Genomic DNA, 1,694 nt, shown 5'->3' on the forward strand with positions numbered 1-1,694 from the left:
CAAAGAGCTCTTTACCCTCGATAGAGTGCGCCATTATGTGGAAAAGGGAACCAGGAGATTCTATACGGGCCATTCGAGGCATATTTTCCTCCGGCAAAAGGGTGGGATGGATGTAAGGTGGAGGTAAAAAGATGCAAATTCCAGGCCGAAGAAAAATCACAAATGAAAAAGATGGTCCGTCCCTGGCTGAAAGATAAAAAGATTATCCATCCCGTCATAATAAAAAACATCAGAACAGGAATCCTGCTTCTGTGTGGTGAAGAACTAATACTGGAGTATATTACTTTGGAAAAAAGAAAAAATTAGTCCGTCCCATGCTCTCCTGAAAAACATGGTCCGTCCCTAAATAAAAACAAAAAAACAGTCCGTCCCAAAGACCCTTACGGCTGCACACTCAAAGTTGCACTATACTTGGTTGTCGTCAGGCCGTCCTCGGATACTGTTGTTTTGGTGAAACTCCAAGTCTTGCTCGATGAGGGGAGATCTGTAAACTCTTCCAACTCCGATGCATTGGGGAAACTCAGAATATCCGGATCATCCAGATCTATATAGGTGTCGATCTTAAAACTACTTTCATTCCACTCTTCGGTTAAACAGTCATAACTTTCAGCTTTACCCGTAGGCCAATCGGGATCTGTGTGAATCGAAATGGGTGATCCTGCGTGTATCTTAAGATGATACCTGCGGTCTGTTGAGTTATCTCCCTCTTTCCAGGGTGATAAAGATACCCCGATACTGACAAAATATTCAGGTAAGTTTGCCTTTCCCTGGGATTTCGACATGGTGATAAGCGGTAATTCTCCTTCACAGTCACGACTCTTGCATTCATCGCTTACCGAAACTGAAACAGCACCGTTGTTCTTGCCACTGAAAAGGTAGCAGTTGTCGAACTCAGAGCATGTTACTGCATTCTCATGTGACTGTTTGATATACCAGAGTTTGGAACCGCCGAAATCTATATTGATATTCGCATTGATTTCGGCTGTGGAAACGCATACAGATGTGTCAGATCCGCTGGTTATTGTGGTGGTTGTGCGGGTGAAATTGAGCACTCCGGTCCATTGAGGTTCACAGTTCAGAATAAATCCATCGACTTTCTTTCCTTTTGTCCTTATTTTGTATTTGGTGACATACTCTTCTTTGCCTTTTTCTGTCAGCCACTTAAGTGTGATAGGTAAAGCATTAATTCCATCGAAAAGGTCAATATCAAAGGTGAAATTAGAATCGTTTTTGATGGTCGCATGTACTTCCCGTTTCTCTAATCCGTTTGTACAGGTTACCAGCATGTCGCTAATTGGTCTGTCCACATAGGGGTTGCTTATGGTTCCACTGACTGTGGTACTCTGGCTGGTAACTGTCTGTTCATTGTCGTGGGATTCGATGTTAATGATTACAGTATCACGAAATTCATAGGTCCCTTTATTCCCATTAGTTTCAAGGACAAACCAGTTCTCCTTTTTCAGTATATTTTCCTGTATATTTGCTCTGCCAGTGCTGGTATAAGATACTGAAAACTCAGTCAAGCCATTGTAGAACCAGTATGAAAAAACCTGGTAACCGGCTTCCTTAACTTTATAGTAAATATCTCTTCCCTGTTCGAAATCGCCTTTGAAAATGAGGGCTTTGTCCCCACCGAATTTGAGCTCCGGATCTTCATAAGGGTTTTCCAGGACAGTGCCTTCAGGAGTATGAAC

At 42.6% G+C, this 1,694-nt stretch carries 1 protein-coding gene; it reads right to left on the reverse strand.

The genetic code is table 11. From position 1 onward, the window contains the following. Positions 1-380: 380 nt before the first annotated feature. The coding region (locus tag GX089_09855; GenBank protein NLP02786.1) for a hypothetical protein at positions 381-1,694 on the reverse strand (1,314 nt) is incomplete at its 5' end.

The sequence above is a fragment of the Fibrobacter sp. genome, from assembly GCA_012523595.1.
GTDB lineage: Bacteria > Fibrobacterota > Chitinivibrionia > Chitinivibrionales > Chitinispirillaceae > JAAYIG01.